17 protein-coding genes and 2 pseudogenes are annotated in these 24,115 nt (G+C 70.7%); 11 read left to right on the top strand and 8 right to left on the bottom strand.

Annotation, left to right across the window (positions count from 1 at the left end):
- From ACZ418_RS39900 to ACZ418_RS39880, 5 genes and pseudogenes are all read left to right on the top strand, one after another.
- A pseudogene (locus ACZ418_RS39900) lies at positions 1 to 443 on the top strand (alpha-1,4-glucan--maltose-1-phosphate maltosyltransferase); the annotation flags it as partial.
- On the top strand, positions 440 to 2,140 hold the full coding sequence (gene treS / locus ACZ418_RS39895; RefSeq protein ID WP_468372971.1) for a maltose alpha-D-glucosyltransferase: 1,701 nt from the start codon (positions 440 to 442) through the stop codon (positions 2,138 to 2,140). The pseudogene ACZ418_RS39900 and the gene treS, both read left to right, overlap by 4 nt.
- 86 nt (positions 2,141 to 2,226) lie before the next feature.
- Positions 2,227 to 3,600, top strand: a complete 1,374-nt coding sequence (locus ACZ418_RS39890) for a maltokinase N-terminal cap-like domain-containing protein (protein WP_468372968.1) — start codon at positions 2,227 to 2,229, stop codon at positions 3,598 to 3,600.
- Between the two features lie 63 nt (positions 3,601 to 3,663).
- A complete protein-coding gene (gene glgB / locus ACZ418_RS39885) occupies positions 3,664 to 5,883 on the top strand; it encodes a 1,4-alpha-glucan branching enzyme (RefSeq protein ID WP_468372983.1) in 2,220 nt (739 codons plus the stop codon).
- A 66-nt stretch (positions 5,884 to 5,949) separates the two neighbouring features.
- Complete coding sequence (locus ACZ418_RS39880; protein WP_468372965.1) at positions 5,950 to 6,816, top strand: hypothetical protein; 867 nt, start codon at positions 5,950 to 5,952, stop codon at positions 6,814 to 6,816.
- Here ACZ418_RS39880 and ACZ418_RS39875 read toward each other — a convergent pair.
- The 6 genes and pseudogenes from ACZ418_RS39875 to ACZ418_RS39850 all read right to left on the bottom strand — a co-directional run bounded on the left by ACZ418_RS39875 (position 6,803) and on the right by ACZ418_RS39850 (position 13,427).
- The gene (locus ACZ418_RS39875) at positions 6,803 to 9,043 is read right to left on the bottom strand and encodes a HelD family protein (protein WP_468372962.1); all 2,241 of its coding nucleotides are present in this window, start codon (positions 9,041 to 9,043) and stop codon (positions 6,803 to 6,805) included. The genes ACZ418_RS39880 and ACZ418_RS39875 overlap by 14 nt on opposite strands.
- A gap of 168 nt (positions 9,044 to 9,211) precedes the next feature.
- Entirely contained in the window at positions 9,212 to 9,544 is a 333-nt protein-coding gene (gene trxA, locus ACZ418_RS39870) for a thioredoxin (RefSeq protein ID WP_468372960.1), read from the bottom strand.
- The gene (locus tag ACZ418_RS39865; protein ID WP_468372958.1) at positions 9,541 to 9,969 is read right to left on the bottom strand and encodes a MerR family transcriptional regulator; all 429 of its coding nucleotides are present in this window, start codon (positions 9,967 to 9,969) and stop codon (positions 9,541 to 9,543) included. Before ACZ418_RS39865 ends, trxA begins: the two co-directional genes overlap by 4 nt.
- Before the next feature lie 51 nt (positions 9,970 to 10,020).
- A pseudogene (locus ACZ418_RS39860) lies at positions 10,021 to 10,413 on the bottom strand (Lrp/AsnC family transcriptional regulator).
- Between the two features lie 460 nt (positions 10,414 to 10,873).
- Positions 10,874 to 11,638 (bottom strand): DUF2127 domain-containing protein, encoded by a 765-nt coding sequence (locus tag ACZ418_RS39855; RefSeq protein WP_468372956.1) that lies wholly within the window; start codon positions 11,636 to 11,638, stop codon positions 10,874 to 10,876.
- 115 nt (positions 11,639 to 11,753) lie between these two features.
- Positions 11,754 to 13,427: an MFS transporter gene (locus ACZ418_RS39850; protein ID WP_468372954.1), complete on the bottom strand. Its 1,674-nt coding sequence runs from the start codon at positions 13,425 to 13,427 to the stop codon at positions 11,754 to 11,756.
- A 174-nt stretch (positions 13,428 to 13,601) separates the two neighbouring features.
- Here ACZ418_RS39850 and ACZ418_RS39845 point away from each other — a divergent pair, with 174 nt between their 5' ends.
- Positions 13,602 to 14,225, top strand: coding sequence for a TetR/AcrR family transcriptional regulator (locus ACZ418_RS39845; RefSeq protein WP_468372952.1), 624 nt, complete (start codon positions 13,602 to 13,604; stop codon positions 14,223 to 14,225).
- Positions 14,226 to 14,342: 117 nt separating this feature from the next.
- Here ACZ418_RS39845 and ACZ418_RS39840 read toward each other — a convergent pair whose 3' ends face one another.
- Entirely contained in the window at positions 14,343 to 15,722 is a 1,380-nt protein-coding gene (locus ACZ418_RS39840; protein WP_468372951.1) for a cation:dicarboxylate symporter family transporter, read from the bottom strand.
- Between the two features lie 155 nt (positions 15,723 to 15,877).
- On the opposite strand from ACZ418_RS39840, the gene ACZ418_RS39835 reads away from it, so the two are divergent.
- The 3 genes from ACZ418_RS39835 (at position 15,878) to ACZ418_RS39825 (ending at position 19,459) form a co-directional block, all read left to right on the top strand.
- Positions 15,878 to 17,509 (top strand): ATP-binding protein, encoded by a 1,632-nt coding sequence (locus tag ACZ418_RS39835; RefSeq protein ID WP_468372949.1) that lies wholly within the window; start codon positions 15,878 to 15,880, stop codon positions 17,507 to 17,509.
- Positions 17,506 to 18,198 carry a response regulator gene (locus tag ACZ418_RS39830; protein ID WP_468372948.1) on the top strand — a complete coding sequence of 231 codons (693 nt, stop codon included), beginning with the start codon at positions 17,506 to 17,508 and terminating at the stop codon, positions 18,196 to 18,198. Before ACZ418_RS39835 ends, ACZ418_RS39830 begins: the two co-directional genes overlap by 4 nt.
- A gap of 571 nt (positions 18,199 to 18,769) precedes the next feature.
- The gene (locus ACZ418_RS39825; protein WP_468372945.1) at positions 18,770 to 19,459 is read left to right on the top strand and encodes a helix-turn-helix domain-containing protein; all 690 of its coding nucleotides are present in this window, start codon (positions 18,770 to 18,772) and stop codon (positions 19,457 to 19,459) included.
- On the opposite strand, the gene ACZ418_RS39820 is transcribed toward ACZ418_RS39825, so the two are convergent.
- Entirely contained in the window at positions 19,456 to 20,481 is a 1,026-nt protein-coding gene (locus ACZ418_RS39820) for an ATP-dependent 6-phosphofructokinase (RefSeq protein ID WP_468372942.1), read from the bottom strand. The two genes, ACZ418_RS39825 and ACZ418_RS39820, sit on opposite strands and share 4 nt — an antisense overlap.
- A gap of 231 nt (positions 20,482 to 20,712) precedes the next feature.
- Here ACZ418_RS39820 and pta point away from each other — a divergent pair, with 231 nt between their 5' ends.
- Together pta and ACZ418_RS39810 are read left to right on the top strand one after the other, a co-directional pair.
- Positions 20,713 to 22,788, top strand: coding sequence for a phosphate acetyltransferase (pta, locus tag ACZ418_RS39815; RefSeq protein WP_468372941.1), 2,076 nt, complete (start codon positions 20,713 to 20,715; stop codon positions 22,786 to 22,788).
- Positions 22,789 to 22,811: 23 nt separating this feature from the next.
- Entirely contained in the window at positions 22,812 to 24,032 is a 1,221-nt protein-coding gene (locus ACZ418_RS39810) for an acetate kinase (protein ID WP_468372938.1), read from the top strand.
- Positions 24,033 to 24,115 lie beyond the last annotated feature (83 nt).

Here is a 24,115-nt window from a genome sequence, read left to right as displayed (position 1 = left end):
ACCTGGACTCGGAGAAGTACCAGCTCAAGCCGCGGGACTGGGCGGCGGCCGAGCGTGCGGGCCGTACCATCGCGCCCCTCATCACCAGGCTCAACGACCTCCGGCGCCGCAGCCCGGCCCTGCGCCAGCTGCGCGATCTGCACTTCCACCACGCCGACAAGGACGCGGTGATCGCGTACTCGAAGCGGAGCGGGTCGAACACGGTTCTGGTGGTCGCCAACCTCGACCCCCACGACACCCAGGAGGCGACGGTCTCGTTGGACATGCCGCAACTCGGCCTGGACTGGCACGAGTCCGTGCCGGTGCGCGACGAGCTCACCGGCGAGACCTACTACTGGGGCAGGGCCAACTATGTGCGCCTCGAACCGGGTCATCGGCCCGCGCATGTCTTCACCGTCCTGCGACCGTCCAACCCGCAGATCGGAGGGTCACCCACAATATGATCGTGAATGAGCCCGTCCCGGACACCTTCGAGAGCACGCCCGCGAGGGACCGGGATCCGGAGTGGTTCAAACGGGCCGTCTTCTACGAGGTCCTGGTGCGCTCGTTCCAGGACAGCAACGGCGACGGCATCGGTGACCTGAAGGGTCTGACCGCCAAGCTCGACTATCTGCAGTGGCTCGGCGTGGACTGCCTGTGGCTGCCGCCGTTCTTCAAGTCACCGCTCAGAGACGGCGGTTACGACGTCTCCGACTACACCGCCGTACTGCCCGATTTCGGTGACCTCGCCGACTTCGTGGAGTTCGTGGACGCCGCCCACCAGCGCGGCATGCGCGTGATCATCGACTTCGTCATGAACCACACCAGCGACCAGCACCCGTGGTTCCAGGAGTCGAGGCGGGACCCGGACGGTCCGTACGGGGACTACTACGTCTGGGCCGACGACGACAAGCAGTTCCAGGACGCCCGGATCATCTTCGTCGACACCGAGGCCTCCAACTGGACGTACGACCCGGTACGCAAGCAGTACTACTGGCACCGCTTCTTCTCGCACCAGCCGGACCTCAACTACGAGAACCCGGCGGTGCAGGAGGAGATGATCTCCGCGCTGAAGTTCTGGCTGGATCTCGGCATCGACGGGTTCCGGCTGGACGCCGTGCCGTACCTGTACCAGCAGGAGGGCACCAACTGCGAGAACCTGCCGGCGACCCACGAGTTCCTGAGGCGGGTGCGCAAGGAGATCGACACCCAGTACCCCGACAAGGTGCTGCTGGCGGAGGCCAACCAGTGGCCGGAGGACGTCGTCGACTACTTCGGGGACTATCAGTCCGGTGGCGACGAGTGTCACATGGCGTTCCACTTCCCGGTCATGCCGCGCATCTTCATGGCCGTACGGCGTGAATCCCGCTATCCGGTCTCGGAAATCCTCGCCAAGACGCCGGCCATCCCCTCCGGCTGCCAGTGGGGCATCTTCCTGCGCAACCACGACGAGCTGACCCTCGAAATGGTCACCGACGAAGAGCGCGACTACATGTGGGCCGAGTACGCGAAAGACCCGCGGATGCGCGCCAACATCGGGATCCGCCGCCGCCTCGCGCCGCTGCTCGACAACGACCGCAACCAGATCGAGCTCTTCACCGCGCTGCTGCTGTCCCTGCCCGGCTCGCCGATCCTCTACTACGGCGACGAGATCGGCATGGGCGACAACATCTGGCTCGGCGACCGCGACGCCGTCCGCACCCCGATGCAGTGGACCCCCGACCGCAACGCGGGTTTCTCGTCCTGTGACCCGGGACGTCTGTACCTGCCGACGATCATGGACCCGGTCTACGGCTACCAGGTCACCAACGTCGAGGCGTCGATGTCGTCGCCCTCCTCGCTGCTGCACTGGACCCGGCGCATGATCGAGATCCGCAAGCAGAATCCTGCCTTCGGACTGGGGTCCTACACCGAGCTGCAGTCCACCAACCCGGCGGTGCTCGCCTTCCTGCGGGAGTACGAGGACGATCTCGTGCTCTGCGTCCACAACTTCTCCCGCTTCGCCCAGCCCACGGAGCTGGACCTGAGCCGGTTCGGCGGGCGGCACCCGGTCGAGCTGTTCGGCGGGGTCCGCTTCCCGGCGATCGGCGAGCTGCCGTACCTGCTCACCCTCGCGGGGCACGGCTTCTACTGGTTCCGTCTGCGGCGGGAAGCCGCGTAGAGGGCCCTCGTGGGGCGGTTTCCACCGCCCCACCCGGGGCACGCATCAGTAACACCCCGACGAACCGGGGAAAGGACGTGACGCCCATGGCGGAAACGGTCACCTCTTCCAGCACCACCGCTCCTCTCCTCGCCTCGCTCGATCCCTTGTTGCGTCAGTGGCTGCCCAGGCAGCGCTGGTTCGCCGGCAAGGGCCGTCCGGTCACCGGGTTCACCCCCGTGGCCGTCACCGAACTGCTGCCGCCCGACGGCCGGCTGGGCCTGTACCACCTGCTGCTGCGCGTCCACCAGCCGTCCGCGCTGGGCGCCGAGCCCCACCCGGGCGACTGCTACCAGCTCCTCATAGGCGTGCGCGAGGCGCTGCCGCCCCGGCTGGCGCCCGCGCTGATCGGGCATGTGGAGGACGGGCCGTTCGCCGGACGCACGGTGTACGAGGCCCTGTACGACCCTCGGCCCGCCGAGGTGCTCCTGGAGGCCCTGCGTACTCAGGCGTGCATCGGCGGGCTGCGTTTCGAGCGGGACCCGCGCCAGGAGATCCGCGAGGGTCTCGTGGCCCGGCTGATGACCGCCGAGCAGTCCAACTCGTCGGTGGTCTACGGCGATACGTTCATCCTGAAACTGCTGCGCCGGGTGGTGCCCGGCGTCAACCCCGACCTGGAGATACCCCTGGCGCTGGCCCGCGAGGGCTGCCCCCGGGTGCCCGCGCCGACGGCCTGGCTGCACGCCGAGCTGGACGAGGATTCGTATGTGCTGGCAGTCCTCCAGCCTTTCGTCAGCGGGGCGAGCGACGGCTGGGAGCTGGCGCTGCGCGAGCTGGCCAAGGGCGAGGACTTCGCCGCCGAGGCGCGGTCGCTGGGCCGGGCCACCGCCGAGGTGCACACCGCGCTCGCCCGCGCCCTGCCGACGGTCACCCTCGGTCATGTGCAGCTGCAGTCGCTGGCCGACGGAATGACCGAGCGCCTGGAGGCGGCCGTCCAGGCGGTGCCCAGCCTGCGGCCGTACGAGAGCGGGCTGCGCTCGGCCTACGCGGCGCTGGCCTCCCTCGCCACCGAGGGCCGCACCTGGACCGCCCAGCGGATCCACGGCGATCTGCACCTGGGCCAGTGCCTGCGCTCCCCTTCCGGGGAGTGGGCGCTGATCGACTTCGAGGGCGAGCCGGCCCGGCCGCCGGCCGAACGGCGGATGCCGCAGCCGCCGGTGCGGGACATCGCGGGGATGCTCCGCTCCTTCGACTACGCGGCCCACTCCGTGACTCCGCCCGCGCCGGACTGGGCGCGGGTCTGCCGGGCCGCCTACTGCTGTGGGTACGCGGAGGTGTCCGGCCGCGATCCGCGCACCGATCCGGTGCTGCTGCGGGCCTTCGAGACCGACAAGGCGGTCTACGAGATCGTCTACGAGGCCCGGCACCGCCCCGACTGGCTCCCCGTACCGCTCTCGGCGATCCGTCGCCTCGCCGCGTGACCACCAGGAGGCTCGTCCGTGACCCCGAAGGGCAAGAAGCACACCAAGACCAGGGAGAAGTCGGTGCCGAGGCAGAAGGTGCCGACGCACGACCGGCCGGCGGCCGGCGTCTCCTCCGCCGACCGGGAGAGGCTGCTGCACGGCACCCACCATGAACCGCACTCCGTCCTGGGTGCCCATCCGGTGCCCGGCGGTGTGGTCTTCCGGGTCTTCAGGCCGTACGCGCTGTCCGTCACGGTCGTCACCGGCGAGCTGCGGGCCGAGCTGCACGACGACGGGGACGGGTTCTTCTCGGGGCTGCTGCCGCTCGCGGGCGTACCGGACTACCGGCTGCTGGTGGCGTACGAGGGGAACGTCCTGGACACGGAGGACCCCTACCGCTTCCTGCCCACCCTGGGCGAGCTGGACCTGCATCTGATCGGCGAGGGCCGGCACGAGCAGCTGTGGCAGGCGCTCGGCGCCCACGTCACCACCCATCAGGGCGTCACCGGCACGCGGTTCGCGGTGTGGGCGCCGGACGCGCGGGGCGTGCGGATCGCGGGCGGCTTCAACTTCTGGGACGGGACCGGCTTCCCGATGCGCTCGCTGGGCTCCTCCGGGGTGTGGGAGCTGTTCGTGCCGGGGATCGGTGCGGGCGAGGTGTACAAGTTCGAGATCACCCGCCCGGACGGCTCGCGCACCCTGCGCGCCGATCCGCTGGCCCGCCGTACCGAGGCCCCGCCCGCGACGGCGTCGATCGTGGACGTCTCGCAGCACGAGTGGGCGGACGCGGAGTGGATGGCGCACCGGGCAGACGTCCCCGTGCACGAGGCGCCCTTCTCCGTCTACGAGGTCCACCTGCCCTCCTGGCGCCCGGGCCTCACCTACCGCCAGCTTGCCGATCAACTCCCCGCGTACGTACGGGAGATGGGCTTCACGCATGTGGAGCTGATGCCGGTCGCCGAGCATCCCTTCGGCGGCTCCTGGGGCTACCAGGTCACCGGGTTCTACGCGCCGACGGCCCGGCTCGGCACTCCGGACGACTTCAGGTATCTCGTTGACCGGCTGCACCAGGCCGGCATCGGCGTGCTGATGGACTGGGTGCCGGCGCACTTCCCGCGCGACGACTGGGCACTGGCCGAGTTCGACGGGCGCCCGCTGTACGAGCACCACGATCCGCTGCGGGCCGCACATCCGGACTGGGGCACACTGGAGTTCGACTTCGGCCGCCGCGAGGTGCGCAACTTCCTGGTGGCGAACGCCGTGTACTGGTGCGAGGAGTTCCACATCGACGGGCTGCGCGTGGACGCGGTCGCCTCGATGCTCTACCTGGACTACTCGCGCGAGCCGGGCCAGTGGACCCCGAACGAGCACGGCGGCCGGGAGAACCTGGACGCGGTGGCGTTCCTGCAGGAGATGAACGCCACGGTCTACCGGCGCTGCCCGGGTGTGGTGACCATCGCCGAGGAGTCGACGGCCTGGGACGGCGTCACCCGCCCCACCCACCACAAGGGCCCGAGCGGCTTCGGCGGGCTCGGCTTCGGCCTGAAGTGGAACATGGGCTGGATGCACGACTCGCTGGAGTACATGACCCACGAGCCGGTGCACCGCAAGTACCACCACCATGAGATGACCTTCTCGATGGTGTACGCGTACAGCGAGAACTACGTCCTGCCCATCTCCCACGACGAGGTCGTGCACGGCAAGCGGTCCCTGGTGTCGAAGATGCCGGGCGACTGGTGGCAGCAGCGGGCCGACCATCGCGCGTACCTGGGGTTCATGTGGGCCCACCCGGGCAAGCAACTGCTCTTCATGGGGCAGGAGTTCGCGCAGGGTGCCGAGTGGTCCGAGGCGCACGGCCCCGACTGGTGGCTGCTCGACCCGTCCTACGGCGCCGAGGCCGACCACCGGGGCGTACGGGATCTCGTACGGGACCTGAACGCGCTGTACCGGGCGACCCCGGCCCTGTGGCAGCGGGACACCGACCCGGCGGGCTTCCAGTGGATCACCGGGGACGCGGCGGACGACAACGTCTTCGCCTTCCTGCGCCTCGACGCCGACGGCAACCCGCTCCTCGCGGTCTCCCACATGTCCCCGGTGATCCGCCACGACTACCGGCTCGGGGTCCCCGAGGACGTGCCCGCCTGGCACGAGTCGCTGAACACGGACGCCGCGCGGTACGGCGGCGGCGATGTCACCAACCCCGACATCATCAAACCGGAGCCCCAGGCCTGGCACGGCCGCCCGGCGAGCATCCGGCTGACCCTGCCGCCGCTGGCCACGGTCTGGCTCCGGCCCGCCTGACCGGGCGGCGCGCGCCTTATAGTGCCCCCAGGTCAACTTGGGTGTACCACGGGGGGATTGAGGCACGTGCGACCGTACAGATCACTGACCGCTCTGCTGTGCGCCGTGGCCGTTCTGTTGCTGAGCGGCTGCGGCACCCGGGTGGCAGGGCCAGGCGGAGGGGCGTCCGCCACGGAGACCGGGCCGATCCCGTGGACCCTCGGGCAGCCCTCCCGGGTCATCGCCGCCCGGCTCGACGCCGACCATCGCACGCTGAGCGTCGACGCGGACGTGCCCAGCGGCGCGTATCCCTGCATGCGGGACTTCAAGGCGGTGGACACCGACGCCCAGTACGGCAGCGTGCCGGGCACCGTGCACGTGCAGCTCACCTTCAGCTCCACCTCCCTCGACCGGCGTTCCGGGTGCACCAAGGAGAGGACGGCCACGGCTCGAGTACGACTGCCCGAGCCGCTGGGCGAGCGGGAGCTGGTGGTCGACAACGACACGGTCTTCACCGCCGACGGCGCGAAGCCGCCCGCACTGCGGCTGTGCGGGCGGCTGGGCTGCCATCCGCCGGCCACCGGCTGCACCACCGCCTCCTACGAGCAGGCGATGATCGCCGCCGACGCGCCCATGCACTCCTACCGTGACGCCGAGCACTGCGACGGGAAGTGGCTGGTGCTGGACTTCTCCTGGCGTACGGGACCGGCGTGCGACGCCGACAACAAGGACCCCGCCTGCACGTCCGGGCTCGGCGACCGCTACTTCTTCCGGGCCGAGCGCTCCGGCTGGCAGCCGTTCTTCGAGAGCGCGGCCGGCGGGTGCCGGGCCGTGCAGCACAGGGAACCGGCCTTCCCGACCGCGCTGTGCGCGAATCTGGCCCCGCTGTCCTCCTCGCTGCACCCGAGCTACCCGCCGCCGTCTCCCACCGGCGGTTCCTCTACTCCCCGGTGACGCCCGCGGCCAGCGCCTTGGGCAGCTCGTCCGTGTACAGCACCCCGAGCCGCTGGGTGGCCCGGGTCAGGGCGACGTACAGGTCGCTCGTGCCGTAGCGGGCCGGTTCCACCACCAGGACCGAGTCGAATTCGAGGCCCTTGGCCTGGCGGGGGTCGAGCAGCACGACCGTACGGGTCAGGTCGGGCTCGGCGCCCGCCGTGACGCCGTCCAGCCGGGCGGCCAGCGAGCGGTGCAGCTCGCGCGGGGCGATGACGGCGAGGCGGCCCTCGGCCGGGGTGAGTTCGGCGACCGCCTTGGCCACGGCCTCGGGCAGGTCGCCGTCGGCCCGCCGCACCCAGGGCCGTACCCCGGTCGACCGGACCGAGCTCGGCGGCTCGAAGTCCGGGTTCTCGGCGCGCACCACGGCCGCGGCCAGCTCCATGATCTCGGCCGGGGTGCGGTAGTTGACGCCGAGCCGGGTGTGCTCCCAGCGGTCCTCGACATAGGGGGTGAGGATGTCCGCCCAGGAGCCGACACCGGCCGCCTCGGCGGTCTGGGCGGGGTCGCCGACCAGGGTCATCGAGCGGGTCGGGCTGCGCCGCATCAGCAGCCGCCAGGCCATCGGCGACAGCTCCTGCGCCTCGTCCACGATGATGTGCCCGAACGCCCAGGTCCGGTCGGCCGCGGCGCGCTCGGCGGCGCTGCGGTGGTCCGCCTCCTCGTGCCGCTCGGCGAACCGCTCGGCGTCGATGATGTCGTGCGCCGACAGCACCTCCGACGCGTCCGGGTCACCGTCCTCCTTGTCCTCGAACTCGTAGGTCCGGGAGGCGTACGACACGTCCAGCACGCCCTGCGCGTAGGCGATCTGGGTCTCTCGTTCGCGCTCGGCACGGGCCCGTGCCGAGCGCTCGTCCTCGCCGAGAAGTTCGGCCGCCTCGTCCAGGAGGGGGACGTCGGCGACGGTCCAGGCGCGGGTCACCGGGCGGCGGATCGCATCCGCGTCCGTCTGAGGCAGGTAGCCGTCCGGCTCCGCGAGGAAGTCGGCGACGAGCCGCTGCGGGGTGACCCTCGGCCACAGCTGGTCGATCGCGGACCAGACCTCGGGGTTCTCGGCGAGTTCGTCGCGGATCTGGGTGATGTCGGAGGCGTCGAGCAGGCTGGAGCCGTCGTACGGGTCGGTGCCGACGCGTTCGGCGTACAGCTCGGTGAGGGTGTTGAGGATGTGGCCCTCGAAGTACTCGCGGGCGGCGTTGTGCGGCAGCTTGGCGGCGCGGGTGCGCTCCCGGGCGACGGAGACCAGTCCGTCGTCGAGCATCAGGACCTCGCGGTCGTGCTCGATGGCGATGACCGGGTCCGGCAGGGCCTGCCGGTCGCGTACGACGGCGGCGAGCACGTCGGCCATGTCGGCGCGGCCCTTCACGGCGGCCGCCTCGGCGGTGTCGGTCGCGGTCGCCTTCACGCCGGGGAACAGCTCGCCGACCGTGGCCAGCAGCACCCCGGTCTCGCCGAGGGAGGGCAGCACCTCGCCGATGTAGCCGAGGAAGGCCGGGTTGGGGCCGACGATCAGCACGGCCCGGCGGGCCAGCAGCTCGCGGTACTCGTAGAGGAGGTAGGCGGCTCGGTGCAGCGCGACCGCGGTCTTGCCGGTGCCGGGCCCGCCCTCGACGACCAGCACCCCGCGGTACGGCGCCCGGATGATCTGGTCCTGCTCGGCCTGGATGGTCTGCACGATGTCGCTCATGCGGCCGGTGCGTGCCGAGTTCAGCGCGGCCAGCAGCACGGCGTCGCCGTGGTGGTCCTCGTACCCGGTGCGGGTGGCGTCGCCGAGGTCGAGGATCTCGTCGTGCAGGGAGGTCACGGTCCGGCCCTCGGTGCTGATGTGCCGGCGGCGGCGCAGGCCCATCGGGGTGTGACCGGTGGCCAGGTAGAAGGGGCGGGCGACGTCGGCCCGCCAGTCGATGAGGACGGGGGTGCGCTCGGCGTCGTCCTCGCGCAGCCCGATCCGGCCGATGTGGTGGGCGGTGCCGTCGGCCAGGTCGATCCGGCCGAAGCAGAGCGAGCCGTCGACGGCGTTCAGCGCGGCGAGCAGCCCCGAGCGCTCGGCGACCAGGATGTCCCGCTCCAGCCGGGCCTGCATGGGCTTGTCGCCCTGGGCGAGCGCGTCCGCGACCGAGGTCTCGGTCTCGCCGCGCAGCATGTCCACGCGCGCGTACAGTCCGTCGATGAATTCCTGCTCGTGCCGCAATTCATCGTCTGGAAATTCGGTGTTTGACAATTCCGCTCCCGCCCGGATATACTGTGCCCAGTGAACTTCTCCGTGACTTGTCGAAATGAAGTCACGAACCACTGAATATACGCAGAGAAATCCCCCGAGCGCAATTGCTCAGGGGATTTTTTCGTGGGCGGCTCCGCTTTACAGCACGTCGGCCAGTTCCTCCAGCAGCCGCCGCTTGGGCCGGGCCCCCACCATGGACCGCACCGGCTCACCGTCCCGGAAGACCATCAGGGTCGGCGTGGACAGCACCCCGTAGGCGACCGTCGTCCCCGGATTGCGGTCGACGTCGATCTGTACGATCTTCAGTCGGCCGCCCTCCTCGAGGGCGATGTCCTTCAGCACCGGCGCGAGCTGCCGGCACGGGCCGCACCAGTCGGCCGTGAACTGCACCAGCACGGGCAGGTCCGAGCCCCGTACCTCCGTCTCGAAATCCGCGTCCGTCACCTCGGTCAGTCCGCTCACCAAGCTCATCGCGAAAGCCCTCCCAGCTCGCACACGGGCTCCGGGCCACCCGGAACCAGCGCCTCGGCGGCCAGCGCGTCACGGGCCGATTCGGCCCGCCGCAGTTGCCCGGCGACCGTCTCCCGCACCGCCGACAGCTGCCCGATGAGCGCGTCCAGCTCCGCCAGCTTGCGGCGGTAGACCTGGAGCGAGGCCGAACAGGAGTCACCGTCCGGGTGCCCGGCGCGCAGGCACTCCACGAAGGGGCGGGTCTCCTCCAGCTCGAAGCCGAAGTCCTGCAGCGTCCGGATCTGCTGGAGCAGCCTGACGTCGCTCTCGTCGTAGGTGCGGTGTCCCCTGTCGTCGCGCCGGGCGGGCAGCAGCCCCCGTGCCTCGTAGTAGCGCAGGGTGCGGGTGCTGGTCCCGGCCCGTGCGGCCAGCTCGCCGATTCGCATGTCCACGACCGTAGGTGTTGACGTCGGCGTCAAGGCAAGCGGTGCCTGCCTTCAGGCCGGCGGCAGCGCCGAGGTCTGCTCCAGGACCTCCTCCAGGTGCGCGGTGTCGGTGACGGCGACCTTGAGGATCCAGCAGTCCTCGCCGACCACGTGGTGCACCTCGGTGATCTCGGGGCGCTCGATCAGCTCCAGGGTCCTCGGGTGCTTGAGGGTGTAGCCGCCGTGCGGATCGACCCGGATGAAGGCCTGGATGCCCTAGCCGAGCCGGGCGGGCGCGACCCGGGCGCCGTACCCCTCGACCACGCCGGCCGCCTCCAGCCGGCGCACCCGTTCGGCCACCGCCGCCGGACTCGGACTGACCTGCCGGCCCAGCTCACTGAGCTTGATCCGCCCGTCGGTCTGGAGCAGCTGGAGGATCTGCCGGTCGACCGCGTCGAACACCACCGGTGTTTCGTTGGCGACGGCCCGCAGATGCCGGGGTTCCTTCGGTGTGGTGGCCGCCTCGGCGGCCGAGGCGACGATCTCCGGGGCCGGGCGGCGCGGAGTGGTCGCGTGGCGGGCGGCGAGGTCCGCCGGGGCTGGATCGGGGCGGGCGGTCCAGGCGTCCTCGGGCAGCAGGGCCTCCCGGGAGCCGTAGCCGTCGGCCAGGACCCGCAGGAAGTCGCAGAGGCTCCCGGCGACCACACCGGCCTCGCCCTCGGAGCCCAGGAACACGGCCGGCTGCTCGGCCAGGGGCCGGCCCGGCCGGGCACACCACACCTGGTTGAGGTGGCCGAGGTGAGCTCCGACTACGACGACGGCAACGGCGTCGACTTCGAGCCGCACGAGGCCTTCGACTCCGCCGGGGACACCACCCACTGGCCGGTCGGCGGCAGACGGCGGTCGTCCTCGGTCCCGAGGCGCGTCAGACGGTCACCCCCGCCGACTCCTCGACCTCCATCAGGGAGGCGCTGTGCCGCTCCTCCTCGAAGGCCCTGCGGCCGCCGCGCAGCCCGAACAGGCGCTTGGCCAGGGCGATGTAGAGGACCGCGAGGATGTTGAGGACGAGGGTGGCGATCTTCAGATAGCTGACCTTCTCGGTGAGTTCGTAGATCTCCAGGGGGAGGAAGGCGGCGGTGGCGACCACCGTCAGATACTCCGCCCAGCGCTTGGCGTACCAGAGGCCGACCGCCTCGACCAGCTCGATCAGGGCGTAGGCCAGCAGCAGGGCGGCGACCAGCAGCAGCGTGGAGTGCTTGTAGCCGAACGCCTTCTGGATGGAGCCGACCACCGGTGAGTGGTCGAGGTCGTAGTGGAAGTGCCTGAAGACCGGACGGAAGACGTCCAGGTTCTCGTTGAACAGCCGGCGCACCGCGTCCTGGCTGTTGCTGAACTTCCACACCGCGACCGCGACCAGCACGATGAACACCCCGCGCACGGCCCGCTCGATCGAGAGGAAGCGCAGGATGAACAGATCGCGGAGCACCTTGCCGCGCGGCACCAGCGGGGCGTCCGCGGCCGGTCCCGAGCCGTGCGGCTCACCGAGCACGAAGTCACCGCAGCGCAGGCAGCGCCACACCTCCCCGAGCGCGGTCTCGGCGTGCAGCCGGATCCGCAGCCGGGGGTCGTCGGGCGCGTAGGTCACGTGCCCCTTGCGCGCGCAGGTCCGCCGATCCCAGTCGATCTTCATTCCCCCGTGCCTCCACTTACACGTACTGACTCGTCACACGTATCTGACGCCACGCACGAACGTGCCGTTCCGGTTGCTTCGGAGCGGCACGTTAGTCGATGGAGGCGGGAATCGGTCAGCCTGCCGAGCTGTGCGCCAGTTCCTTCTCCTCGGTCTTCACCTCCGGCGCGGCGGCTTCACGGCGTGGCAGCAGGACGGACACGAGGACCGTGCCGATGCCGAGGATCACCGCGCCGACCATGCTGGTGTGTGCGACGGCGGAGGAGAAGGAGGAGCCGACCGCGTCGGCCATCTGCCGGGCGCCCGCGGCGAGTTCGGTGGCCTGCTGCTTGAGCTGTGCGGCCTGCTGCGGGTCCTTGGCGTGGGCCGCCTGTGCGGCCAGTGCGTGCGCCTTGTCGCCGATGCCCTGCGCCACCGCGTACCCGGCGCCGACCGAGTCCTGCGCGGTGTCCAGGGCGCTCGCCGGGAGCTTGCTGCCCGCGGTGGCGTCCCTGAGGTGGTTGCCGTACGACGTGGCGAGCAGCGAGCCGAGGATCGCGATGCCGAGGGAACCGCCGAGCTCCAGCGAGGTGTCGTTGACCGCGCCGCCGACGCCGAGCTCGGACTCGGGGAAGGCGCCCATGATCGCGTCGGTGCAGGGCGAGAGGGCGAGGCCGATGGCGAGGCCGAGGATGATCAGGGGGGCCAGGAAGTCGGTGTACGTCGAGGCCGCGTCGACCCGGGTCAGCAGCGCCAGGGCCGTCGTACCGCCGACCATGCCCGCCGCGACGGTCCACTTCATGCCGACGCGCGGGGTGAGCCAGCCGGTCAGCGCCGAGCCGACGAAGACCGCGCCGGCCAGCGGCAGCATGCGTACGCCGGTCTCCAGGGCGTCGTAGCCGAGGACGAACTGCAGATGCTGGGTGAGGTAGTAGAAGGCGCCGAAGACGGCGAGGAAGAACAGGGCGACGGCCAGGTTGGAGCCGGCGAAGCGGCGGGCGGTGAAGCGGCGCACGTCGAGGATCGGGCGGGGGTGGCGCAGCTCCCAGGCGACGAAGGCGACCAGGCCGAGGCCCGCGACCACCGCCGCCGTGACGGCCTTGACGCCCCAGCCGAAGTGCGGGCCCTCGATGATCATGTAGACCAGCGAGCCGGTCCAGATCACCGACAGCAGTCCGCCGACGTAGTCGATGCGGTCGTGGTGACCGGCCTTGGAGGGCGGGACCAGGACGAAGGCGGCGACGAGAGCCACGGCCGCGATGGGCACGTTGATCAGGAAGGTCGAGGACCAGCCGTGGTCGCGCAGCAGGGCCCCGGCGACGACCGGTCCGGCGGCGATGGCGAGGCCGGCGGTGGCGGTCCACAGGGTGATCGCCTTGGCCCGCTCGGCGCGCGGGAAGGTCGCGGCGAGCAGGGAGAGCGTGGCGGGCATGATCAGCGCCGCGCCGACGCCCATCACGGCACGGGCCGCGATGACGGTCGCCGCGCTGTCGGCGAGGTACCCGAAGACCGCACCGCCGCCGAAGACGACGAGGCCGAGGACGAGCGCGCCGCGCCGGCTGTACTTGTCGCCGATGGCGCCGAGCAGCAGCATCAGCGCCGCGTAGGGGACGGTGTAGCCGTCGATCACCCACTGCAGGTCGGCGCTGGTCAGCCCGAGGTCCTTGGTCATGTCGGGCGCGGCGACCGTGAGGGCGGTGTTCGCCATCACGATGATCAGCAGGCTCAGGCAGAGCACAAGCAGCGCCCACCAGCGCCGGGCGTAGGGGCGCTCCATCTTCTCGACCGGTTCGGTCATGACGAGTCGCATGGCAGGGGTCGCCTTCCTCAGGTGTGCGACGAGTACGTGGTGCAGGGCATGGATTTGCACAGTGGCGTGCAATTGCACAACCATGTGCAATGTACGTGGTTGCACAGCACTGTGCAAGTCGATGCGGAGGCAGAGGGAAGGCGGAGGGCAGAGGGAAGGCGGAGGGAAGGCAGAATGGCGGCCATGACCACGGGTAACACCAGCCGCGCCGACGCCAACCGGCGCCGCATCCTCGACGTCGCCCTCGCCGAACTGCTGCGCGATCCCGACGCCTCCATGGACCAGATCGCGCGCGCCGCGGGCGTCGTACGACGGACGGTGTACGGCCATTTCCCCAGCCGTGAAACGCTGATCAGCACCCTCGTCGACGGGGCCGTGGCGGCGCTGGCGGACGCGGACGCCCACGCCCGTGACGGGGTGACGGACCCGGCGGAGGCGGTGGCCCGCTCGGTGCTCGCCATCGGGGAGATCGCCGACCGCTACCGGCTGCTGATCGCCCTGGCCCAGCGCACGGTCACCGTCCAGGGCATCCGCGAGCGCCTCGCCCCGCTGCGCGAGGGCAAGGTCCAACTGCTCCAGCAGGGCCTGGATCAGGGCGTGTTCCGCTCACCCCTGCCGGCGCCGGCGCTGGCGTACGTGCACGAGCAGGTGATCATGGCGGTGATGGAGGCGGTGAACGACGGCCTCCTGGAAGCACGGGAGGCGGGCCGCTCGGCCACGGTCACGGTGCTGACCGCGGCGGGCGTACCCGCCTCGACGGCCACCGAGCTGGTGGCCAGGGTGAGTGAAGCGAAATGACAGCAGCCGGGCGGCTGAGGTACGGGGGGAGCCCCAGCCGCCCGGCGGTGGTTCCCGGATGCCCGGCCCGGGTTCAGGCGGGGCCGGACATCCGGAGTTTCCTTCGGGTGATCGGGATCAGGCCTTGGCCAGCTCCCCTTCCCTCGGCTCAGGAACATCGGCCACGGAGCCCCGGCCCTCGTCCATCAGCGTGGTCTCGTCGAACGGCAGCTCACCCGCGAGAACCTGCCGCACTCGCTCCTTGTCGATCTCCTTCGTCCACGTGCCCACCAGCACCGTGGCGACCGCGTTGCCCGCGAAGTTCGTCAGCGCACGGGCCTCGCTCATGAACCGGTCGATGCCGACGATCAGCCCGACCCCGTCGACCAGCGCGGGCTTGTGCGACTGCAGACCGCCGGCCAGCGTGGCGAGACCGGCGCCGCTGACGCCCGCCGCGCCCTTGGACGCCAGCAGCAGGAAGAGCAGCAGCGGGATCTGCTCGCCGATGGACATCGGCGTACCCAGGGCGTCCGCGATGTACAGCGAGGCCATGGTCATGTAGATCATCGTGCCGTCGAGGTTGAAGGAGTAACCGGTCGGCACCGTGATACCGACGACCGGCTTGCTGACGCCCAGGTGCTCCATCTTCGCGATCAGCCGCGGCAGCGCGGACTCGGAGGAGGAGGTGGACAGGATCAGCAGGAACTCCCGCCCCAGGTACTTGAAGAGGGTGAAGACGTTCAGACCCGCGACGACCCGGAGGATCGCGCCGAGCACCACGAAGACGAACAGCACACAGGTGACGTAGAAACCGAGCATCAGCACGGCGAGGCTCTTCAGCGCGTCCAGCCCGGCGGAACCGGTGACGGCCGCGATCGCGCCGAAGGCGCCGATCGGCGCGGCCCACATGACCATGGACAGGATGCGGAAGACGAGCCGCTGGATGTGCTCGATGCCGCGCAGCACCGGCTGCCCGACCGAACCCATGGCCTGCAGCGCGAACCCGGCGAGCAGGGCCACCAGCAGCGTCTGGAGGACCTGGCCCTCGGTGAAGGCGGAGACGAACGTGGTCGGGATGATCGACAGCACGAAGTCGACGGGCGGCAGCGCGTCCGGGGACACCTGGGCGTGCCCGGTCTGCTTGATCGCGTTCGTCAGGTGCAGCCCGTCACCGGGGTGCAGCACATTGCCGACGACGAGCCCGATGGTGAGCGCGACGAGCGACATCACGAGGAAGTAGCCGAGGGCGATACCGCCGACGGCGCCGACCTTGGTGGCCTTCCGTACGGACCCGATCCCGAGCACGATGGTGCAGAAGATGATCGGCGAGATCATCATCTTGATCAGGTTCACGAAACCGGTACCGAGCGGTTTCAGCTGGACCGCGGCGTCGGGCCAGATGAGGCCCACGGCGATACCGAGCGCGACCGCCACGATGACGGCGATGTACAGATAGTGGGTCCGGTCCCGCTTCACGCGGGGTGCGGCAGGTGCCGTATCGGGGGTTATGGCGGCCACGACTGCCCTCCTTGACGTCTTCGTCGGTGAACAACCGGCGTGCGGCTCACGTCCGGGCGTTGCTTGGGGAATGCCGTGACTATCTCCCGGCCTGTGAGGGCGGTCACCCTTCCGTTCATTTAGTTCACGCTTAACCGGAGAGGCACACTGCTGACATGCGCTTCCCGTCCCTCCCCCGTCCTCGCAGCCTCGCGGGCCAGCTGTTCGCCATGCAGGCCGTGCTGATAGCGGTGGTCGTGGCCGGGTACGCGCTGTTCACCTACGTCAGCGACCAGCGGCAGGCCGAGGACGCGGCGGTGCGCCAGGTCACCGCGGTGGCCCGCTCGATCGCGGACGCCCCCTCGGTCCGCTCGGCGATCCACACCTCCCGCCCCACGGCGGAACTGGAGCCGTACGCGCTGATGGTCATGCGGGACGCGGACGTCGACTTCGTCACGATCATGAACCCGGCGGGCATCCGCTGGACCCACCCCGACCGGAAACAGATCGGCAAACGCTTCCTCGGCCGTATCGGCCCCGCCCTGCACGGCCACACCTTCACCGAGACCTACACCGGCACCCTCGGCCCCTCCGTCCGCGCGGTCACCCCGGTCGAGGAGAACGGCCGCGTCATCGGCCTGGTCAGCGCCGGCATCAAGGTCGAGGCGATCAGCGCCCGGGTCCAGGGCCAGGTCACGGCCCTGCTCGGCGTCGCGGGTGCCACCCTGCTGCTGGGCGCGGTCGGCACCTACGTGATCAACGCACGCCTTCGCCGTCACACCCACGGCATGAACGCCACCGAACTGAGCCGGATGCACGACTACCACCAGGCGGCGCTGCACGCCGTCCGCGAGGGCCTGCTGATGCTGGACGGGCAGTACAGGGTGGCGCTGATCAACGACGGCGGACGGGAGCTGCTGGGCCTGGGGGCTCCGGACACGGAGCTGATCGGCAGCTCGGTGGCCGACCTGGGCCTGCCGGCCCCGCTGACCGGCGCGCTGCTGTCCTCCGAGCCCCGGGTGGACGAGGTGCATCTGACGGCGTCCCGGGTCCTGGTGGTGAACACCTCCCCGGTGTCGGGCGGAGAGCGCCGGGGAACGGTGGTCACTCTGCGCGACGTGACGGAACTCCAGTCCCTGATGGGCGAGTTGGACTCGGAGCGGGGCTTCACCCAGGCGCTGCGCTCGCAGGCGCACGAGGCCGCCAACCGCCTGCACACGGTGGTGTCGCTGATCGAGCTGGGCCGGGCCGAGGAGGCGGTGGACTTCGCCACGGCGGAACTGGAGCTGGCCCAGGCGCTGACCGACCAGGTGGTCGCGGCGGTCGGCGAACCGGTGCTCGCCGCGCTGCTGCTCGGCAAGACGGCCCAGGCCAACGAGCGAGGCGTGGAACTGGTGGTGTCCGAGGACAGCCGCCTGGACGACGGCCTGCTCCCGGCCGACCTGTCCGCCCGCGACCTCGTGACCATCCTCGGCAACCTGATCGACAACGCGGTGGACGCGGCGCAGGGCAGCGTCCGGGCGCGGGTGACGGTGACGGCGTACGCCTCCGACACCGAGGTGGTCCTCAGGGTGTCCGACACGGGCCCCGGGGTCGACCCGGACCATGCCGACCTGGTATTCCAGCGGGGGTTCTCGACGAAGCCGGCCGGGCCCGGCGGACGGGGCCTCGGGCTGGCCCTGGTCCGGCAGGCGGTGACCCGCCACGAGGGCACGTTGACGGTGGCGGAGTCCGACGAGGATGGCGAGGGCGGAGCGGTGTTCGAGGTCCGGTTGCCACTGCGCACCCCTACGGGTGGCAGCAGATGACGAACGAGCAGCAGCCCATCCGCGTCCTGGTCGTCGAGGACGACCCGGTGGCCGCCGACGCGCACGTCATGTACGTCGGCCGGGTGCCGGGATTCCTCGCGGTCGGCAAGGCGCACACGGGCGCGGAGGCGCGGCGTTTCCTGGACCGCACGCCCGTGGACCTGCTCCTCCTGGACCTGCATCTGCCGGATGTGCACGGCCTGCAGCTGGCCCGCTCCCTGCGCGCGGCCGGCCATCACGCGGACGTCATAGCGGTCACGTCGGCCCGGGACCTGGCGGTGGTGCGCGAGGGCGTCTCGCTGGGCGTCGTCCAGTACGTCCTGAAGCCCTTCACCTTCGCCACGCTCCGGGACCGCCTGGTCCGCTACGCCGAGTTCCGTGCGGCGGTGGGCGAGGCGAGCGGCCAGGACGAGGTCGACCGCGCACTGGCGGCCCTGCGGGCCCCGTCGCCCGCCGCCCTGCCGAAGGGCCTGAGCGGGCCGACGCTGGAGCGGGTGACGGGAGCACTGCGCGAAGCCCCCGAGGGGCTGACCGCAGCCGCGCTGGCCGAGACGGTCGGCATCTCCCGGATCACCGCGCGACGGTACCTGGAGCACCTGGTGGAGGCGGGGCGGGCGGGCCGGAGTCCGTTGTACGGGCAGGTGGGGAGGCCTGAGTTGGTTTATCGGTGGGTGGTGCAGGGGCGGTGAGGGCGGCCGCGCGGGCGCGGGCTGCGGCGGCCTGGACGTGGGCGCCGGCCGGGACTGCAGGAGACGGCCTGGAAGTCGTGCCGATGCCGCCGAGCCCGGACACTGCGGTGACGAGGACGGCCTGCCCGGCGCCGGATCCGGCGGGATCCAGTGCGGCGCTCAGTCGCCTCAACTCCTCGTCACGACCGGTGAATCCGGCCACCCGGGGTGGCAGGGCGTCCAGGGCGGTGGGCGCCGGCGCCTGTTGCTTGTACTCCGCCTTGCCGATGACGGGCCCGCGGAAGTCCCCGCCCCGGAATTCGACGTGATCGCTCACCCGGCCGTACTCCCCACCCCGAACGGTCGCCTACACCCGCGCCAACGCCCCAGCCGAGCCGCCCAAGCCCGCACTGCCGCCGAGAACTTGGAATAGGGCCTCGCCGCCGGGGGCGGTCAAGGGGTGAGCCGGAAGGGTGTTCCGTCCGTTACATACCGAACATACCGAACGGCCGGAACTGTACGTTCGGACAATCCGTGATCCTGGCTGAACAGACCGTAGCCATCGCGTCACAGCGGCCCTAGCTTGTGCGAGGTGCGCCAACCCTCAGCTCCCCCCTTCAACGCCCCGGCGGCCCGCCGGCTGCGCGCCGCGCTCGGCATGGGCCCCGAGCACGTCGCCTACGGCTTGCGGGCCTCGTACGGGCTGCCGTACGTCACACCCGATCTGGTGATCGCGTGGGAACGCGGCGCCGCCGCCCCCAGCCACCCGGAACTCACCGCGCTGGCCGGCGTGCTGTGGTGTTCCCCGGGCGAACTCCTCGGCCGGCCGCAGACCCTGCGCGAGCACCGCATCGCCCGCGCGGTCGCGCCCGAGGACGTCGCCCGTGCGGTGGACATGGACCTGCGCACCTATGTGCGCATGGAGGAGAGCGGGCAGTGGCGCGGCAACGAGCGCCAGTCGGCCGCGCTCGCCAGGGTGCTGGATCTCGCCCTGCCCGACTTCGTCGCCGTCACCGGCCGCGAGGCGAAGCTCGCCGACCTGCTGCAGAGCGCGGTGACCACGCGCTGGCAGGCCTATGTGCGTCCGGTGCGCAAGCTGGCACCCGTGGAGGCGGACGTCCTCGAAGGGGTGCTGGAGGAGCTCCACCAGGACTATCAGGGGCACATGGCCGCCACCCTCAGCTGGGGCGGCGGCAGCAGAAGCGCCAGCGAGTCCGGCCGGGACTTCCTCGACCGGATCGTGGAGAACTTCTGGGCGGCGGTGGAGAAGCGGACCGCTTAGAAGACCGACTCCGCCTCGTCCATGCGGTCCTTGGGCACCGTCTTCAGCTCGGTGACCGCCTCCGCGAGCGGCACCATCACGATGTCGGTGCCGCGCAGCGCGGTCATCCTGCCGAACTCGCCGCGGTGCGCGGCCTCGACGGCGTGCCAGCCGAAGCGGGTGGCGAGGACACGGTCGTAGGCGGTGGGGACGCCGCCGCGCTGCACGTGGCCGAGGATGACCGGCTTGGCCTCCTTGCCGAGGCGCCGCTCCAGCTCGTACGCCAGCGCGGTGCCGATGCCCTGGAAGCGCTCGTGGCCGTACTGGTCGATCTCGCCCTTGCCGTAGTCCATGGTGCCCTCGGCGGGGTGGGCGCCCTCGGCGACGCAGATGACGGCGAACTTCTTGCCGCGGTCGAAGCGCTCCTCGACCATCTTGACCAGGTCGGCGGGGTCGAAGGGGCGCTCGGGCAGGCAGATGCCGTGGGCGCCGGCGGCCATGCCGGACTCCAGGGCGATCCAGCCCGCGTGCCGGCCCATGACCTCGACGACCATCACGCGCTGGTGGGACTCGGCCGTGGTCTTCAGGCGGTCCATCGCCTCCGTCGCGACGCCGACGGCCGTGTCGAAGCCGAAGGTGCGGTCGGTGGAGGAGATGTCGTTGTCGATGGTCTTGGGGACGCCGACGACCGGGAGGCCCGCGTCGGAGAGCATGCGGGCCGCGGTCAGCGTGCCCTCGCCGCCGATCGGGATCAGCGCGTCGATGCCGAACTCCTCGACCATGTCGGCGGCGCCTTCGCAGGCCTCGCGCAGCCGGTCGCGCTCCAGCCGGGAGGAGCCGAGGATGGTGCCGCCGCGGGCCAGGATGCCGCCGACCGCGTCCAGGTCGAGGGTGCGGTAGTGCCGGTCGAGCAGACCCCGGTAGCCGTCCTCGAAGCCGATGACCTCGTCGCCGTACTGCGCAACCGCCCGGTGCACGACCGACCGGATCACGGCGTTCAGGCCGGGGCAGTCGCCGCCTGCGGTGAGAACTCCGATGCGCATCGTGCTGTGTCTCCTGCTCGCTGTCGTTACCGGTGAGCCGGTGTCGATTGTTTCACGTCCGCCGGGGCGGTGAGGCACTTGACGGGCGCCTTATCCGGTAGCAGGGGTATTGTCAAGAGGGTTCTGCTCACCTTGGTGGGCGATTTTTATGCCGAAGACGCGACATCCAAGACATCCAAGACATCCAAGCAAGACATACAAGTCACACGAACAGAGGAACGGAGTAGACGCGTGACGCGCAGCGTGTACGTGACCGGGATCGACCGCGGTGACGGCCGCCAGGTCGTGGAGCTGGGGGTCATGGAGCTCCTGACCCGGCAGGTCGACCGGGTGGGCGTGTTCCGTCCGCTCGTGCACGGCGGCCCCGACCGGCTGTTCGAGCTGCTGCGGGCGCGGTACCGCCTCTCCCAGGACCCGGCGACCGTCTACGGCATGGACTACCACGAGGCGTCCGCGCTCCAGGCCGAGCAGGGCACCGACGAGCTGGTCTCCGTGCTGGTCGACCGCTTCCACCTGGTGGCGCGTGACTACGACGTCGTCCTCGTCCTCGGCACCGACTTCGCCGACACCCAGCTGCCGGACGAGCTGTCCCTGAACGCCCGCCTCGCCAACGAGTTCGGTGCCTCCGTGATCCCGGTGGTCGGCGGCCGCGGGCAGACCACCGAGTCGGTGCTCGCCGAGACCCGCAACGCCTACCGCGCCTACGACGGCCTGGGCTGCGACGTGCTGGCGATGGTCACCAACCGGGTGGCCCGCGAGGACCGTGACGAGATCGCCGAGCGGCTGGCGGACCGGCTGCCGGTGCCCTGCTACGTCGTCCCCGACGAGCCCGCGCTGTCCGCGCCGACCGTCGCCCAGATCGCCCAGGCCCTCGACGCCAAGGTGCTGCTGGGCGACGACTCCGGGCTCGCCCGGGACGCCCTCGGCTTCGTCTTCGGCGGTGCGATGCTGCCGAACCTGCTCGGCGCACTGACCCCGGGCTGCCTGGTCGTGACCCCGGGCGACCGCGCCGACCTGGTCGTCGGCTCGCTGGCCGCGCACAGCGCCGGTACCCCGCCGATAGCCGGCGTGCTGCTGACCCTGAACGAGGTGCCGAGCGAGGAGATCCTCACCCTCGCCGCCCGCCTCGCCCCGGGCACCCCGGTGCTCTCCGTGACGGGCAACAGCTTCCCCACCGCCGAGCGGCTGTTCTCCCTGGAGGGCAAGCTGAACGCGGCCACCCCGCGCAAGGCGGAGCGGGCGCTCGGCCTGTTCGAGCGGTACGCCGACACCGCCGGCCTGGCCGCGCGCGTGAGCGCCCCCAGCACCGACCGGGTCACCCCGATGATGTTCGAGCACAAGCTGCTGGAGCAGGCCCGCGCCGACAAGCGCCGGGTCGTCCTTCCCGAGGGCACCGAGGAACGGGTGCTGCACGCGGCCGAGGTGCTGCTGCGCCGGGGCGTGTGCGACCTGACCCTGCTCGGCCCGGTCGACCAGATCCGCAAGAAGGCCGCCGACCTCGGCATCGACCTCGGCGACACCCAGCTGATCGACCCGGCCACCTCCGAACTGCGCGACTCCTTCGCCGAGAAGTACGCCCAGCTCCGGGCCCACAGGGGCGTCACCGTCGAGCTGGCCTACGACGTGGTCTCGGACGTCAACTACTTCGGCACTCTGATGGTCCAGGAGGGCCTGGCCGACGGCATGGTCTCCGGGTCCGTGCACTCCACGGCGGCCACCATCCGGCCCGCCTTCGAGATCATCAAGACCAGGCCGGAGTCGTCGATCGTCTCGTCCGTCTTCTTCATGTGCCTGGCCGACAAGGTGCTGGTCTACGGCGACTGCGCGGTCAACCCGGACCCGAACGCCGAGCAGCTCGCGGACATCGCCATCCAGTCGGCCTCCACGGCCGCGCAGTTCGGCGTGGAGCCGAGGATCGCGATGCTGTCGTACTCCACGGGTACGTCCGGCTTCGGCGCCGATGTCGAGAAGGTGCGCGAGGCCACCGAGCTGGCCCGCTCGCGCCGGCCCGACCTGAAGATCGAGGGGCCGATCCAGTACGACGCGGCCGTCGAGCCGTCCATCGCCGCGACCAAGCTGCCGGACTCGGATGTCGCCGGGCAGGCCAGCGTGCTGATCTTCCCCGACCTCAACACCGGCAACAACACCTACAAGGCCGTGCAGCGCTCGGCCGGCGCGATCGCCGTCGGACCGGTTCTGCAGGGGCTGCGCAAGCCGGTCAACGACCTGTCCCGGGGTGCGCTCGTCCAGGACATCGTCTCCACCGTCGCCATCACGGCGATCCAGGCCCAGACGCCCGCCAACTGAGTACAGAGAGCATCAGAATCACCGTGGCAGAAAATCTCGCGGCGAGCCGCGTCCTCGTCCTCAACTCCGGTTCATCGTCGGTGAAGTACCAGCTCCTCGACATGCGCGACGCCGGCCGGCTGGCCGTCGGGCTGGTGGAGCGCATCGGCGAGCAGACCTCCCGGCTCAAACACACCAGCCTCACCTCCGGCGAGAGCCGCGAGTACACCGGGCCGATCGCCGACCACGACGCGGCCCTCAAGGCGGTCGCCGAGGAGCTGACCCGGGACGGCCTGGGCCTGGACTCGCCGGAACTGGCCGCGATCGGGCACCGGGTGGTGCACGGCGGCATGTTCTTCACCGAGCCGACCGTCATCGACGACGAGGTGCTCGCCGAGATCGAGCGGCTGATCCCGGTCGCCCCGCTGCACAACCCGGCCAACCTGACCGGCATCCGCACCGCCCAGGCGCTGCGCCCCGACCTGCCCCAGGTCGCCGTGTTCGACACCGCGTTCCACACGACGATGCCGGAGTCGGCGGCGCGCTACGCGATCGACCCGAAGATCGCCGACCGGCACCGCATCCGCCGCTACGGCTTCCACGGCACCTCGCACGCCTACGTCTCCCGTCAGACCGCGCGGCTGCTGGGCAAGGACCCGTCCGAGGCCAACGTCATCGTGCTGCACCTGGGCAACGGCGCCTCGGCGTCCGCCGTCGAGAGGGGCCGGTGCGTGGACACCTCCATGGGGCTCACTCCTTTGGAGGGGCTGGTGATGGGTACGCGCTCCGGTGATGTGGATCCGGCCGTCATCTTCCATTTGGCCCGGGTTGGCGGAATGTCCATGGACGAGATCGACACTCTACTCAACAAGAGGAGCGGTCTGTTCGGTCTGTGCGGGGACAACGACATGCGGGAGATCCGCCGCCGGATCGACGAGGGTGACGAAGCGGCCGCTCTCGCGTTCGACATTTACATTCACCGGCTCAAGAAGTACATCGGCGCCTATTACGCCGTGCTCGGGACGGTGGACGCGGTCGCGTTCACGGCCGGGGTCGGTGAGAACGCGGCGCCGGTGCGGGAGGCGGCGATCGCGGGCCTGGAGGGCCTTGGCCTGGCGGTCGACCCGGAGCTGAACGCGGTGCGCTCCGGCGAGGCCCGGCTGATCTCGCCGGAGTCGGCCCGGGTGGCGGTGGCCGTGGTTCCGACGGATGAAGAACTGGAGATCGCGACGCAGACCTACGCACTGGTCGGAAAGAACAACTGAATAGCAGCACCTGAGCGGTGCGGCACTCATTTGTATCTTCCGCCAGACGGAATATTCCGTAGCGAAACAAACCGATAGGATCG

The sequence above is a fragment of the Streptomyces sp. NPDC030820 genome (assembly GCF_055572075.1).
Note: the sequence above shows the minus strand (reverse complement) of the source record. Positions and strands in the feature narration are given on the sequence as shown.

What these genes read in the sequence shown, in the direction of transcription:
- ACZ418_RS39865 (WP_468372958.1), bottom strand. Translation starts at nt 9,969, where the DNA reads ATGCGAATCGGCGAGCTGGCCGCACGGGCCGGGACCAGCACCCGCACC.
- trxA (WP_468372960.1), bottom strand. Translation starts at nt 9,544, where the DNA reads ATGAGCTTGGTGAGCGGACTGACCGAGGTGACGGACGCGGATTTCGAG.
- ACZ418_RS39820 (WP_468372942.1), bottom strand. Translation starts at nt 20,481, where the DNA reads ATGCGCATCGGAGTTCTCACCGCAGGCGGCGACTGCCCCGGCCTGAAC.
- ACZ418_RS39830 (WP_468372948.1), top strand. Translation starts at nt 17,506, where the DNA reads ATGACGAACGAGCAGCAGCCCATCCGCGTCCTGGTCGTCGAGGACGAC.
- ACZ418_RS39845 (WP_468372952.1), top strand. Translation starts at nt 13,602, where the DNA reads ATGGCGGCCATGACCACGGGTAACACCAGCCGCGCCGACGCCAACCGG.
- treS (WP_468372971.1), top strand. Translation starts at nt 440, where the DNA reads ATGATCGTGAATGAGCCCGTCCCGGACACCTTCGAGAGCACGCCCGCG.
- ACZ418_RS39890 (WP_468372968.1), top strand. Translation starts at nt 2,227, where the DNA reads ATGGCGGAAACGGTCACCTCTTCCAGCACCACCGCTCCTCTCCTCGCC.
- ACZ418_RS39835 (WP_468372949.1), top strand. Translation starts at nt 15,878, where the DNA reads ATGCGCTTCCCGTCCCTCCCCCGTCCTCGCAGCCTCGCGGGCCAGCTG.
- ACZ418_RS39855 (WP_468372956.1), bottom strand. Translation starts at nt 11,638, where the DNA reads ATGAAGATCGACTGGGATCGGCGGACCTGCGCGCGCAAGGGGCACGTG.
- ACZ418_RS39850 (WP_468372954.1), bottom strand. Translation starts at nt 13,427, where the DNA reads ATGCGACTCGTCATGACCGAACCGGTCGAGAAGATGGAGCGCCCCTAC.